Genomic DNA, 12,477 nt, shown 5'->3' on the forward strand with positions numbered 1-12,477 from the left:
ACAGACTCTTAAAAAGAAAGTTTTGAAGCCTGCGCCGCGCCGCTGGGCTCCCAGAAAAGGATGCGATTCCGAATCATCACCAAGGTTCGGTCCATAACGAAACCAATCATGGCAACGGCAATCACCCCGGCATACGACGACGCATACATAAACGAGGCGGATGCGTAAGAAATGTAATACCCCAGGCCCGAACTTTCCCCAATCATTTCGGTAATCACCACAATCACCATGGAAAGCGGCAAGGCAACCCGAATACCCGACATAATTGAAGGCAATGCAGCGGGCAACAAAACTTTGAAGAAAATGCGCGACGGACCGGCCCCCATGTTTTGCGCGCTCCAGATAAAGCGGGGGGCCACGGCACGAATACCAAAGTACGTGTTCACCGCAATGGGAAACGTGCACTCCAGCGCAATCAGGGCGATTTTTGACGAAGAGCCAAACCCCAGAAGCAAAATAAAGACTGGATAGAGTGCGATTTTCGGTACCGGATAACCAAACGAAAAAATAGGCTCAAACATCCATTCGAACCAACGCACCCGCGCCATGAGCACCCCCAGCAAAACACCCACCACAATAGCGAGCCCAAAACCGCTGATGGCCCGTGAAAACGACACGGTTGCGTGATAGATCAGTTCGCCGTTGGCAACTCCGGTAATAAACGCCGAAAAGATTTTCTCCAGCGGCGGCATAAGCCTGGATGAGACCCAACCCGAGCGGGACAAAATTTCCCACACAATAGCCAACACCACCAACGGGTACAACGTTGCCAACATGCGGCGTACCGTAGCGTAAAGACGTTGCTTCATGATCGCGCCGCCTCCCCTGGATACTTGTTGGCCAACAGTTTGCGTCGAATTACAAGCAGAACCCGGTCGCTCAGAAAGCCCAGTAATCCAATCGTTAATATGGCGGCATACATCCAGTCGTAGCGCATGGCTTCTTCGGCACGAATAATCATGTCGCCCAACCCATCGTTCGACCCCACCATTTCAGCGGCAAACAACACAACGAATGACAATGCCAGCCCCGAGCGCAATCCGGTGAATATTTGCGGCAACGCCGCCGGCAACACCACGCGCCGGAAAATATAGAATCGGCCGGCACCCATATTGCGAGCGGCCCAAACCAGGCTTACCGGGGTCGCACGCGCGCCATACAACGTGTTGATAAAAGTAGGAAAGAATACGGCCAATGCAATCAGCACTACCTTGGAAACATCACCAAACCCCAGCCACGTAATAATGACCGGCAACAACGCAATTTTTGGCACCGGGTACAAAGTTGAAACCAAAGGATCGAAGAATGCTTCGGCCTGGCGCCACACCGCACTTAACAGCCCCAGGCCCACTCCAAAGGCCGCACCCAGCAGGAAACCGCTGTAGGACCGGTATGCCGACGCGACCGCATCACTGACCAGTTCGCCACTTACCAGCAATTGCCATAACGTTGCGCCGATGTCGGTGGGTGCAACCACATATCGCGGCATGCCTTCCTGCCCCGACGTCAGTTGCATGGCCAGCAATAACGCCACGGGCAGCGCCAATCCGGCCACCCAACGCAATGCGTTGTTGTTATTGGGCCGGGATGTCATGCCGCCTCTCTGGCGCGCAGCACCTCATCGCGCAACATATCCCATATTTGCGTGTAGTACTCGATAAACTCGGGGCTTTTGCGAATTGAGGCGCTACGCGGACGCGGTAAATTCACACGCATATCCGCTTTTATGCGCCCCGGACGAGCAGTAAACACAATAACCCGATCACTCAGGTACAGGGCTTCTTCAATATCGTGAGTCACGAACAGCACGGTACGCCGGTTCGCTTGCCAGATGTCGGTCAGTTCTTCCTGCATCAATTCGCGGGTTTGCGCATCAAGCGCCCCGAACGGCTCATCCATCAGCAACATTTGCGGCTCATACACCAGCGTTCTGGCCAACGCCACGCGTTGTCGCATGCCGCCCGATAATTCAGCCGGGTAAGCATTCTCGAACTTCGACAAACCCACCATGTCGATATACTTGCGCGCAAGGTCAACGCGTTGCGCTTTCGGTATGCCTTTCACCTCAAGCGACCAGGTCACATTGCCCAACACCGTACGCCAGGGGAACAACGCATAGTCTTGAAACAGCATGCCCCTGTCGGGCCCGGGACGTGAAACCGGCGTACCGGCCAACGTAATCGTTCCCGCACTGCGGGGTTCAAAGCCACCGACCATGTGCAGAAACGTGCTTTTCCCGCACCCCGACGGACCCACTATGCTGACGAACTCACCTTCGGCAATGGAAAGATCAAATGCTTCCAGCGCAACAATCGCCTGACCGTTGCGCATGAAGGTCTTGGAAACGCCCTGCGCCTTGAGATATCCCTCCGACATCGTTACTCCGGCAAATAACTCATGTCGACCACGGTTTTCAGGTCGAGGTCGCCGTTAATGTAGCCAAATTCCTGAAGTGTATCGACCATTTTTTCCATGGAAGACTGATCAACCTTGGCGTCCATGGGGTGCTCATACTTGCGCATGTTCAGCGACATCTCCAGCGGAATATTCACGAACTTGGCGTCGATCAATTTTTGATGACTTTGCTCGGGGCTGTTAACGTAGTAATCGGTCGCCGCCACCAGATCGCTTAAGAAATCACGCACCACTTGAGGATGTTCCTGAAGGAACGTTTCTTTCACCAGCAAGAGCATCAAGTCTTCCTGCTGGCCGATACCGTCGGTAGAGGTAAATACCGTACGCATCCCACCCCGGCCTTCTTCAAACGCGGCAAAGGGTTGAGGGAATGCGCCCACATCGAGCTTGCCGGCCCGCACCGCCTCGCCCTGGCTTGGAAAGGGCAATGCCACCCATTTCACATCACGCATCGGGTTCAAACCGTTCTTGGCTAATGCCAGGCGAGCCCAGATTTCGGCCGACGAGCGCGCACCGTTAATGCCGATGGTTTTGTCTTTCAAATCGGCAATGGATTTGATGTCTGAGTCGTCCATGACCATGTACTGGGTGGCAAAACCGTTCTCACCGCCCTCGCGGGAGAGAGACGCAATGACCTTGAACTTTACCCCTGCCGCCGCCGCCATCATGACGCTGTGGGCCGACCCCGTGGCAATATCCAGCTCACCCGCCTCAAAAGCCTGAAAACGTTTATCGGTACCACGGAAGAGGGCATATTCAAGATCATATGACTTGCCCTGGTTCGGCGTAACTTCCGGAGCGGCCTTCATCGTCCAAAGGGGCTCCTCTGCAGCCGAGCCATGACCCACGCGAATTTTTACGGGATCCGCATAAGCTCCTGATGAATAAAGAAAAACAGCAGAAAATAAGGCACAGCCCAACGTTTTTAGAAACGGTCGCATGGTTGTCTCCTGAATGCGTTTATAGAATTTCTAAAATCGATTTTAGGGACTTGTTGAGCAAACTGGAACCAAGTTATGCTTCACATGACCCAAATTTTTCTTATTGATCTAGTTTTCGCTCAATCATAAAACGCCTTCATGCATGAAAAAAACTGTATGCGCCACCTTCGCGCATTGATTGCCGTGGTGGAAGAAGGCAGCATCGCGCAGGCTGCCGATCGCCTATTACGCACCCCCGCCGCCGTCGGTAACGCCATACTTTTACTGGAGCGACGATTCCGGGCACCGTTATTTGAACGTCAGGCCACCGGCATGGCGCCCACCCATTTCGGCCAGACCGCCTACAAACGCGCCCGGCGGGTTGCCGCCGAACTGGATTTTGCCCGCGTCGAACTCGCACCTTATGCGGTTTCCACCAATGCACCCATTTTTTCTATGGTCGTCGGCGAACGACAACTTCATGCGCTGGTGAAACTCAGGGAAATGAAACACATGCCCAGTGTTGCAGCGGTAGTGGGGCTGACCCAACCCGCGGTTAGCGCACTTTTACGCGATGCCGAAAACACATTGAGGCTCTCGCTGTTTCGCCGCACCGCCAAGGGGATGATCGTTACCGAAGCCGGTGAACTGTTAATTTTCAGACTGCGGCGTGTCTTGGCGGAACTTCGCCATTTGGAAGCGGATATCGCCCAGTTGCGTGGGGAAATTGCCGGCAAAATCCAATTTGCGGCGCTCCCTTCACTTCGCACGCGGGTCTTGCCCAAAGCCATTTCAACACTGAGCAGCCGGCACCCCGATGTGCAGGTTTCAATGGTAGACGCGCCTTTCGAAGTGCTGTTCGCGGGTGTGCAGTCGGGCGAGATTGACTTCATTCTAACCGGGCTAAGCGCCGACTATTTTCATCGCGACTTCCGAATTCGGGTTATCGGGCGGGACCGTCTGGTCGTTGTGGCACGCGCCGACCACCCACTGACACATCACGACTTCATTGACCCGGCAACGCTCCTTCACTATCCCTGGGTATTGCGCGACCGCGGTGCGCCCACACGAGAATTGCTGAACGATGTGTTTCGACGCTTGAAGCTTGAATCGCCCCGCGTGGTTGCTCAAGCCGGCGACCTGGGTTTGCTGCGCGGCTTGCTGTACAGCAGCGACGCCATTTCGGCTGTATCACCTGAGTACCTGGCCTATGAGATTGCATCCGGCTCGGTCAAGGTGCTGAATGTTGACCTTCCCGGCACTGAGCGGGAAATCGGTTTTATCTTACGCCGCGATGCCCAACCGTCGGCGTTATGCGAAAAACTCATGCAACATATTGAGACGGCGGCCGAGGGCGTACTTATCGCGGAACGCACATAAAAAAAGCCAGGCACTGCAAAAATGCAGTCCTGGCTTTTTACGGGACGACAACGCGTTTAGATAACGCGTGCAGCCTCGATCAGACGAGTAACCGTCCAGGCTTTATCGCGGCTGATAGGACGACCTTCAGCAATTTCGACGATATCGCCTTCGTTGAACTGATTGGTTTCGTCGTGCGCTTTGTACTTGCCGGAACGAATCACAATCTTGCCATAAACAGGATGCTTAACGCGACGCTCTACGCGAACGACAACGGTTTTATCCATCTTGTTGCTGACAACTTTGCCAACCAGAGTACGCTGGCGCTTGGCTGTGGTGTTTTGAGTTTCGCTCATATTACTTTCCTGCCTTCTCAGTCATGACGGTACGAACACGCGCGATGTCGCGACGTACTTTGCCCAACTGACTGGTGTTGGAGAGTTGCTGAGTAGCACGCTGCATGCGCAGACCAAACTGTGCCTTGAGCAGGCTCTCGAGCTCTGTCTGGAGCTCATCTTTTTCCTTGGAACGGAGTTCGCTGGCTTTCATAACGTTTCTCCTTAAGCACCGATACGACGGCTGACGAACGTCGTGGAAATCGGCAACTTGGCCGCGGCCAGGCGGAACGCTTCACGCGCCAACTCTTCGCTGACACCTTCCATTTCGTAAATCACCTTGCCGGGTTGAATTTCAGCGACCCAGTATTCCGGATTACCCTTACCATTACCCATACGCACTTCAGCAGGCTTGCGGGAAATGGGTTTGTCGGGGAATACACGAATCCAGATACGGCCACCACGTTTAATACGACGGTTGATCGCACGACGAGCGGCTTCGATTTGGCGAGCCGTTAAACGGCCACGGCCTGTTGCTTTCAGGCCGAACTCACCAAACGACACCTGTGCACCGCGCGTAGCCAGACCGGTATTACGGCCTTTCTGCTCTTTGCGGTATTTCCTGCGTGACGGTTGCAACATAATTATTCTCCTTCAGCTGGTGCTGCTGTAGCAGCATCAGACTTGCGAGGCCCGCGACCACGCGCCGGACGACGACCCTCAGGACGCTCGCCGCGAGGACGACGTGAACGACGTTCTTCATCGCGCGGTGCGGCTGCTTCAGGAGGCATTTCGCCGTTAGGCAACATGTCGCCCTTATAGACCCAGACCTTGATACCGATGATGCCGTATGTTGTCGCGGCTTCGGAAGTGCCGTAGTCGATGTTGGCGCGCAGGGTGTGCAGGGGCACACGGCCTTCGCGATACCATTCGGTACGGGCAATTTCAATACCGTTCAAACGGCCCGAGCTCATGATTTTCACGCCTTGCGCACCGAGGCGCATGGCATTTTGCATGGCCCGCTTCATGGCGCGACGGAACTGGATACGTTTTTCCAGCTGTTGCGCGATGGAGTCGGCAATGAGTTGAGCGTCTGTTTCAGGCTTGCGGATTTCCTCGATGTTCACGTGCACAGGCACGCCCATGAGGCGCTGCAAATCGGCCTTGAGGTTCTCGATGTCTTCGCCGCGCTTGCCAATTACCACACCCGGGCGAGCCGAGTAGACGGTAATACGGGCATTCTTGGCGGGGCGTTCGATAACGACTCGACCGACCGAAGCGGATTTCAATTTCTTCTTCAGGTATTCGCGCACGCGGATATCGTCGGCAAGCATACCGCCGAAAGCCTTGTCGTCGGCGTACCAACGAGAAGTCCAGTTACGATTGACCGCGAGGCGGAACCCGGTTGGGTGTACTTTCTGTCCCATTGCGACTCCTTACGCGCCGACCTTGACCACGATGTGGCAAGTCTGTTTCTCGATGCGGTTACCGCGGCCTTTTGCACGGGCCGAGAAACGCTTCAATGACTCAGCCTTATCGACATAGATTGTCGTGACTTTCAGTTCATCGATATCGGCGCCGTCATTGTGTTCGGCGTTGGCGATCGCGGACTCAAGGGCTTTCTTCAAGATGCCCGCGGCTTTTTTAGGCGTAAACGTAAGAATATTGAGCGCCTGGGCCACCGACTTGCCACGGATCATGTCCGCAACCAGACGTGCTTTTTGCGCAGAAATACGAACGCCACGAATATTTGCTGTAGTTTCCATCACTTACCTCTTGGACTTTTTGTCCGCTGCATGCCCTTTGAACGTACGGGTCAGCGCGAACTCGCCGAGCTTGTGACCGACCATGTTCTCGTTGATGTAAACGGGAACATGCTGGCGGCCATTGTGCACAGCAATCGTCAGCCCAATGAACTCGGGCAGGATGGTGGAACGGCGCGACCAGGTTTTGATCGGCTTCTTGTCTTTGCCCTCGACTGCGGCATCTACTTTCTTGAGCAGATGCGCATCGACAAATGGGCCTTTTTTGATAGAACGTGCCATTTAGTTCGCCCCTTACTTGCGCTTGCGACGCGAGACAATCATGTTGTCCGTGCGCTTGTTACGACGAGTACGATAACCCTTCGACGGTGTGCCCCATGGGCTAACCGGCTCACGGCCTTCGCCAGTACGTCCCTCACCACCACCATGCGGGTGATCAATCGGGTTCATTGCCACACCACGAACGGTGGGGCGGATACCGCGCCAACGCATGGCACCGGCTTTACCGATTTGACGCAAGCTGTGTTCTTCATTACCCACTTCACCAATGGTTGCGCGGCAGTCGATATGAACGCGACGAACCTCACCGGAACGCAGGCGAACCTGGGCATAAACCCCTTCGCGCGCCAGCAGAACCGCTGACGAACCGGCGGAACGGGCAATTTGCGCGCCTTTGCCGGGTTGCATTTCGATGCAGTGAATAGTGGAACCGACGGGAATGTTACGGATAGGCAAAGCGTTGCCGGCACGAATAGGTGCATCTTTACCGGACAACAGTGTGCTACCGACTTCCAGGCCGCGGGGCGCAATAATGTAGCGGCGCTCGCCATCGGCGTAGCACAGCAACGCAATATGCGCAGTGCGGTTCGGGTCGTATTCCAGACGCTCTACTTTGGCGACAATACCGTCTTTGTTGCGACGGAAGTCGACAAGGCGATAGTGCTGCTTGTGACCACCCCCACGGTGACGTACCGTGATGTGACCATTGTTGTTACGGCCGGAACCGCGCTTTTTCTTTTCCAGCAGACCTTCGAATGGGCCACCCTTGTGCAACTGGGGCGACACCACCTTGATCATGCCGCGACGGCCTGCCGAGGTTGGCTTGACTTTTACGAGTGCCATTTAGTTCACCTCCGTAAAGTCGAGTTCCTGGCCTTCTTTGAGCGAGACATAAGCCTTGCGCTCATTGCGACGACGACCAATGAAACGGCCAAAGCGCTTTTCCTTACCCTTCTGGTTCAGAACCTGGACAGATTCCACTTCAACCTTGAAGAGCAATTCAACGGCAGCCTTGATTTCCGGCTTGGTGGCGTCAGCGGCGACGCGGAAAGCGACTTGCTGATTTTGCTCGGCAACCTGGGTGGCTTTTTCAGTAACCACGGGTGCCAGAATAATTTGCATTAAGCGTTCGGCGTTCATCCCAACATCTCCTCGAGTTGAGCGATAGCCGGCTTGGTGATCAACACTTGCTTGTAGTGGATCAGCGAAAGCGGATCGGCATAACGCGGTTCAACTACCGCAACGTGTGGCAGGTTGCGCGTAGCGAGATAAACGTTTTCGTCCAGCGCATCAGTGATGATGAGAACCGACTCGAGACCCATACCTTTAAGCTTGGCGGCTGCCTGCTTGGTTTTTGGGGTGTCGAGCTGGAACGAATCAACAACAGAGATACGACCTTCACGAGCCAACTGGGAAAGAATCGCACGAATACCGGCGCGATACATTTTCTTGTTGACCTTGTGGCTGAAGTTTTCATCCGGCGAGTTCGGGAATGCACGGCCACCTCCACGCCAGATGGGCGAGGAAGTCATACCGGCGCGGGCGCGGCCCGTACCTTTTTGACGCCAGGGCTTCTTGGTGCTGTGCTTGACTTCAGCGCGGTCTTTCTGGGCGCGGTTGCCGCTGCGGGCGTTAGCCTGGAAGGCCACCACAACCTGGTGGACCAGCGCTTCGTTGAAGTCGCGACCGAATACGGTGTCGGGCGCAGCGACGGTGGAAGCTGATTGACCTTGATCATTCAGGAGCTTGAGTTCCATTTATTACGCTCCTTTCTTAGCCGACATCTTGATTGCGGGGCGCACAATAACGTTGGCGTTCTTGTGGCCGGGCACAGCGCCTTTGACCATCAACAAGCCACGTTCGGCGTCGACGCGAACGATGTCAAGATTCTGAATAGTGCGGGTAACGTCACCCAAGTGACCAGCCATGCGCTTGCCGGGGAAAATGCGGCCCGGATCTTGTGCCTGACCGATTGAGCCAGGTGCGCGGTGCGACACGGAGTTACCGTGCGAAGCACGCTGAGAACTGAAGTGGTGACGCTTGATGTTGCCCGCAAAGCCTTTACCGATTGTGGTACCGGTAACGTCGACTTTTTGGCCCGCTTCGAATACGCTTTCTACAGCCACTACTGAGCCGGCAGCAAATTCTGCGGCTTTTGTAGGGTCGAGACGGAATTCTTTAACGATGTTACCGGCTTCAACGCCGGCCTTGGCGAAGTGACCTGCCAGAGGCTTGGTAACACGGGAAGCACGACGTGCACCATAAGCAACTTGCACGGCTGCGTAGCCATCGGATTCGGGGGTCTTGACTTGGGTCACACGGTTGTTCGACACGTCCAGTACAGTTACCGGGATGGACTCACCTTCCTCGGTAAAGATACGGGTCATGCCGACCTTGCGCCCTACAAGCCCGAGCCGATGCGCGGCAGGCGTAGGTGTCGAGTTCGACATTGTTTTCTCCATTCCCGACTGCGATTGGTCGGGGCTAATTGCGTGAATAAAACCGCCATTCACAAAAATTCTTGTTTCATACCAAAAATAGGCAAAGCCGTTTTCTGGTTAGCCTCGTACTATAGCATGAGTAACTCAAGTTAAGCAAGCGCCTTGATAAGTATTTTTCTTTTGTTGGAAAAGACTTACGTTATGCCTCACAGCACGCGCTTCACCGGGCGGTTTGATTTCATGTAAAGTTCTGTCCAAGAAACGCGTATTTCTTCAAAATTTATAACTACAACTGCAAAACCACGGATTTACACCCAGCATGCCGAGTACTCAACAAGCCTGCAATGAACGCTTTGCCATCCGAGGGCCGTTCATCACATTCAACAACAACCCGTTTAGCGTGGGCGATGAAAACGCATTGGTTCACGAATCCGATGGTTTAATCATTATCAACGACGGAACGATTGAGTACGCCGGAGCCTATTCAGACGGCGCGTCACGGCTGGAAGGCTGCGAGGTGAAATCTTTTCCCAACCACCTCATCACTCCAGGTTTCATCGACACGCATGTTCACTACCCCCAGCTGCCTATTATCGGGGCCTACGGTGCACAACTAATCGACTGGCTCAATACTTATACATTTGTGGCCGAGCAACGGTACGATGACCTGGGATACGCAGGGCAGGTATCGCGCATATTCCTCGATGAGCTCGCCCGAAACGGCACCACCACTGCGGCCGTTTACTGCACGGTGCACCCCAACTCGGTCGAGGCCTTTTTCAAGGAAGCCCACGCACGCCGACTACGTATGATTGCCGGGAAAATGCTAATGGACCGCAACGCACCCGAAGCGCTTCAGGATACGGCGCAATCGGGATACGACGATTCCCTTACCCTGCTGCAAAAATGGCACGAAAAGGGTCGGCTGTCTTATGCGATTTCACCCCGGTTTGCGCCCACCAGCACGGAAGCTCAACTGGAAGCGGCCGGCGCGCTCTGGAAAGCCTACCCTTCAGCCTACATGCAAACCCATGTTTCAGAGAATAAAGACGAGATTGAATGGGTAAAGGAATTATTTCCTGATCGTGCCAACTATATCGATGTTTATGCTCACTATGGGCTAACCGGCCCCCGCGCCCTGTTCGGCCATGCCATTTACCTTGAAGAAACGGAATGGAATCATTTAGCTGAAACCGACTCATCGGTCATTCATTGCCCGACATCGAATACATTTCTGGGTAGCGGTTTCTTCAATTTTCAGCGCGCACTCCAGCCCGAATCAGCCGGCCTGGCGGTACGCACGGGCCTGGCAACCGACGTTGGGGGCGGCACCTCGTTATGTATGCTGAAATCTATGGGGGAGGCATACAAGGTTGGTCAGTTAAGCGGATACTCGGTTTCCGCCGCAAAGGCTTTTTATTTAGCCACGCGCGGCGCGGCCCAGGCACTGCATCTGGATAACGAGATAGGATCAATTGAAGCTGGGATGGAGGCTGATTTGGTCATTCTGAATCCGGCGTCAACGCCGTTACTGGAATTCCGCACGCAATATTGCAACTCGATTGAAGAGCTTTTATTCGTTCAAATGACACTGGCTGATGATCGCGCTATTGACACCGTCTACAGCGCAGGCCGGGTTATCAAAGGGGCATAAACACCCCTGAAACGCCGTCCCATGCCAGCTTGATACCGGTCAGAAAGAGAAAGGTATACATTAAGCGATAGAACGCTTGCGGGTTAACCTTGTCGTGCAGCCATACGCCAAGCAAAACCCCAATAACGGCCAGCGGTGACAGCACCAGGGAAGTTCCTAAATTCGTCGCATCCAACAGGCCCAAAACGGCGTAGGGGATCAACTTCACATAGTTGACGATGGCAAAGAAAATGGTAACCGTGCCAACCAGCATGCGGGTGTCAAGCCGCTTGGGTAACAAATAGATCATAATGGGTGGGGCACCCGCATGGGCAAGAAAGCTGGTAAACCCCGACAACATGCCCCAAAAGCCGCCCGAGATATGATCACGCAGCGGCGGTACCTCTTTTGCCGGCCTGACAGGCCGCAAACCTTTCGTCCAGTGATTCAAAGTGAACAAAACAGCCATTACACCCAGAATCAACTTCAACGCATCGTCGCTAATATATTCAAATGTGAGGTAACCGATTAGCGTGCCCACCATCGCGCCAGGTATCAATTTGATCATCAACTCGCGATCCCAGGAACGAATCCACGCCTTCAGGCCGGTGATATCCATTACACAGAGTATGGGCAACATGATGCTGGCCGCCTGCACCGGCGACACCGTTAACGACATCAGCGGCACGGCCAACATACCCAGCCCGCCGGCGAACCCGCCTTTGCCAATGCCAACAATCAATACCGCCGGTACCGCCACCCAATAAAACCAGGCATCCTGAATCAGGGACATAACGCACTTTCCAAATCAAAAGGTGCAAAGCAAAACGCCATGCATTCAGCATGGCGTTCCATTACGCGTCCAAAACGGTAATTATTTACTGCAGTGCAATTTCAACATCAACACCTGCAGGCAGATCAAGGCGCATAAGCGCATCGACAGTCTTGTCGGTTGGGTCAACAATATCCATCAAACGCTGATGGGTACGAATTTCCATTTGGTCACGTGCTGTTTTGTTCACGTGAGGCGAACTGAGCAAATCGTAACGGCGAATACGAGTGGGCAGAGGTACAGGACCCCGCACAACCGCGCCCGTACGTTTGGCTGTCTCAACAATTTCAGCCGCAGACTGATCGATCAATTTGTAATCGAAAGCTTTCAAACGGATGCGGATTTTCTGATTTTTCATGGAGATTCCTAAAGAACGATGTAGGCAAAGGGCTTACGCCCCTTGCCTTTAAAACTAAGTAAAAATTACTTAAGAATTTTAGCGACGACGCCGGCGCCCACGGTACGACCACCTTCGCGAATCGCAAAGCGCAGACCTTCTT

At 54.2% G+C, this 12,477-nt stretch carries 19 protein-coding genes; 2 read left to right on the forward strand and 17 right to left on the reverse strand.

Going from position 1 to position 12,477, the window contains the following annotated elements:
- Positions 1 to 8: 8 nt before the first annotated feature.
- Genes CJO09_RS08490 through CJO09_RS08505 form a run of 4 tightly spaced genes read right to left on the reverse strand, consistent with a single transcriptional unit; the run spans position 9 to position 3,356 of the window.
- Positions 9 to 809 (reverse strand): ABC transporter permease, encoded by an 801-nt coding sequence (locus tag CJO09_RS08490; protein WP_119441946.1) that lies wholly within the window; start codon positions 807 to 809, stop codon positions 9 to 11.
- A complete protein-coding gene (locus tag CJO09_RS08495) occupies positions 806 to 1,594 on the reverse strand; it encodes an ABC transporter permease (protein ID WP_119441947.1) in 789 nt (262 codons plus the stop codon). Before CJO09_RS08495 ends, CJO09_RS08490 begins: the two co-directional genes overlap by 4 nt.
- The gene (locus CJO09_RS08500) at positions 1,591 to 2,376 is read right to left on the reverse strand and encodes an ABC transporter ATP-binding protein (protein ID WP_114419013.1); all 786 of its coding nucleotides are present in this window, start codon (positions 2,374 to 2,376) and stop codon (positions 1,591 to 1,593) included. The genes CJO09_RS08495 and CJO09_RS08500 overlap by 4 nt, the downstream gene beginning before the upstream one ends.
- A 2-nt stretch (positions 2,377 to 2,378) precedes the next feature.
- A complete protein-coding gene (locus tag CJO09_RS08505; protein WP_119441948.1) occupies positions 2,379 to 3,356 on the reverse strand; it encodes an ABC transporter substrate-binding protein in 978 nt (325 codons plus the stop codon).
- Between the two features lie 156 nt (positions 3,357 to 3,512).
- On the opposite strand from CJO09_RS08505, the gene CJO09_RS08510 reads away from it, so the two are divergent.
- Complete coding sequence (locus tag CJO09_RS08510; protein ID WP_158582741.1) at positions 3,513 to 4,715, forward strand: LysR family transcriptional regulator; 1,203 nt, start codon at positions 3,513 to 3,515, stop codon at positions 4,713 to 4,715.
- 56 nt (positions 4,716 to 4,771) lie between these two features.
- Here CJO09_RS08510 and rpsQ read toward each other — a convergent pair whose 3' ends face one another.
- From rpsQ to rplC, 10 genes are read right to left on the reverse strand one after another with little or no spacing between them, the layout of a single operon-like run.
- A complete protein-coding gene (rpsQ, locus tag CJO09_RS08515) occupies positions 4,772 to 5,050 on the reverse strand; it encodes a 30S ribosomal protein S17 (RefSeq protein WP_114419010.1) in 279 nt (92 codons plus the stop codon).
- Position 5,051: 1 nt separating this feature from the next.
- The gene (rpmC, locus tag CJO09_RS08520; RefSeq protein ID WP_114419009.1) at positions 5,052 to 5,243 is read right to left on the reverse strand and encodes a 50S ribosomal protein L29; all 192 of its coding nucleotides are present in this window, start codon (positions 5,241 to 5,243) and stop codon (positions 5,052 to 5,054) included.
- Between the two features lie 11 nt (positions 5,244 to 5,254).
- A complete protein-coding gene (gene rplP, locus CJO09_RS08525; RefSeq protein ID WP_114419008.1) occupies positions 5,255 to 5,671 on the reverse strand; it encodes a 50S ribosomal protein L16 in 417 nt (138 codons plus the stop codon).
- Positions 5,672 to 5,673: 2 nt separating this feature from the next.
- Positions 5,674 to 6,456, reverse strand: a complete 783-nt coding sequence (gene rpsC / locus CJO09_RS08530) for a 30S ribosomal protein S3 (protein ID WP_114419007.1) — start codon at positions 6,454 to 6,456, stop codon at positions 5,674 to 5,676.
- 9 nt (positions 6,457 to 6,465) lie between these two features.
- Positions 6,466 to 6,798 carry a 50S ribosomal protein L22 gene (gene rplV / locus CJO09_RS08535; RefSeq protein WP_199532349.1) on the reverse strand — a complete coding sequence of 111 codons (333 nt, stop codon included), beginning with the start codon at positions 6,796 to 6,798 and terminating at the stop codon, positions 6,466 to 6,468.
- Positions 6,799 to 7,074, reverse strand: coding sequence for a 30S ribosomal protein S19 (gene rpsS / locus CJO09_RS08540; RefSeq protein ID WP_114419005.1), 276 nt, complete (start codon positions 7,072 to 7,074; stop codon positions 6,799 to 6,801).
- Between the two features lie 12 nt (positions 7,075 to 7,086).
- Entirely contained in the window at positions 7,087 to 7,914 is an 828-nt protein-coding gene (gene rplB, locus CJO09_RS08545; RefSeq protein WP_114419004.1) for a 50S ribosomal protein L2, read from the reverse strand.
- Positions 7,915 to 8,211, reverse strand: coding sequence for a 50S ribosomal protein L23 (gene rplW, locus CJO09_RS08550; protein WP_114419003.1), 297 nt, complete (start codon positions 8,209 to 8,211; stop codon positions 7,915 to 7,917).
- Positions 8,208 to 8,828 carry a 50S ribosomal protein L4 gene (rplD, locus tag CJO09_RS08555; protein ID WP_114419002.1) on the reverse strand — a complete coding sequence of 207 codons (621 nt, stop codon included), beginning with the start codon at positions 8,826 to 8,828 and terminating at the stop codon, positions 8,208 to 8,210. Before rplD ends, rplW begins: the two co-directional genes overlap by 4 nt.
- 3 nt (positions 8,829 to 8,831) lie before the next feature.
- Positions 8,832 to 9,521: a 50S ribosomal protein L3 gene (gene rplC, locus CJO09_RS08560; RefSeq protein ID WP_166127800.1), complete on the reverse strand. Its 690-nt coding sequence runs from the start codon at positions 9,519 to 9,521 to the stop codon at positions 8,832 to 8,834.
- 310 nt (positions 9,522 to 9,831) lie between these two features.
- Between rplC and guaD the strand changes: the two genes are divergently transcribed.
- Positions 9,832 to 11,166 (forward strand): guanine deaminase, encoded by a 1,335-nt coding sequence (gene guaD, locus CJO09_RS08565; RefSeq protein ID WP_119441950.1) that lies wholly within the window; start codon positions 9,832 to 9,834, stop codon positions 11,164 to 11,166.
- Here the strand turns inward: guaD and CJO09_RS08570 are convergent.
- From CJO09_RS08570 to CJO09_RS08580, 3 genes are all read right to left on the reverse strand, one after another.
- Positions 11,153 to 11,938 carry a sulfite exporter TauE/SafE family protein gene (locus CJO09_RS08570; RefSeq protein ID WP_119441951.1) on the reverse strand — a complete coding sequence of 262 codons (786 nt, stop codon included), beginning with the start codon at positions 11,936 to 11,938 and terminating at the stop codon, positions 11,153 to 11,155. The genes guaD and CJO09_RS08570 overlap by 14 nt on opposite strands.
- An 85-nt stretch (positions 11,939 to 12,023) precedes the next feature.
- Entirely contained in the window at positions 12,024 to 12,335 is a 312-nt protein-coding gene (rpsJ, locus tag CJO09_RS08575) for a 30S ribosomal protein S10 (protein ID WP_093971156.1), read from the reverse strand.
- 65 nt (positions 12,336 to 12,400) lie between these two features.
- Positions 12,401 to 12,477 (reverse strand): EF-Tu C-terminal domain-related protein (locus CJO09_RS08580; protein WP_446649917.1); only part of this gene is annotated, 77 nt, incomplete at its 5' end.

The organism is Neopusillimonas maritima (genome assembly GCF_003576595.1).
Taxonomy (GTDB): Bacteria; Pseudomonadota; Gammaproteobacteria; order Burkholderiales; family Burkholderiaceae_B; genus Neopusillimonas; species Neopusillimonas maritima.